Source organism: Corynebacterium sp. MSK204, from assembly GCF_030229885.1.
Taxonomy (GTDB): Bacteria; Actinomycetota; Actinomycetes; order Mycobacteriales; family Mycobacteriaceae; genus Corynebacterium.
The window spans coordinates 1-453 of the sequence record NZ_JASPGQ010000059.1; the positions used below are offsets into that span (position 1 = coordinate 1).

General features: G+C 53.4%; 1 protein-coding gene. It reads right to left on the minus strand.

The genetic code is table 11. The features are described 5' to 3' along the window. Positions 1-332: transposase (locus QP908_RS11775; RefSeq protein WP_284772367.1), on the minus strand; the 332-nt coding region annotated here is incomplete at its 3' end. Positions 333-453: the final 121 nt, after the last annotated feature.

The window sequence follows — 453 nt, forward strand, 5'->3', positions numbered from 1 at the left end:
CAGGTAGCTATTACGGTTGTTAGTGCTCGTTCTGCCCGAGTGCGTCGTTGCAATAACCAGTCCGGGAAAAATGACCCGGTACGTAGTTTGGGTACAGCGACATCAATGGTGCCAACGCGAGTATCAAGATCGCGGTGGCGGTAGCCATTGCGGACATTGGTTCGAGACTTAGACGTGGTGGCGTAGTCGGCGCCGCAGATCTGGTCTGCTTGAGTCGATAGGATTTGGTTGATGAATCCTTGAAGCATCTCGCGCATGAGATCTGGGGATGCTTGGGCAAGCAATTCGTCTAAGTAGGTAGTCGGGTCTATAGAATATGGGCTAGCGGCCATCGTGGTTATCCCTTTCGAGGAAGTGTGGTTACGGAATCGAAAGGTACGACGGTGGTCGCCGGCCTCATTCATAAGGGGCCCACCGTCAGTTACAGATACACCACGCTACTGGACGCAACCA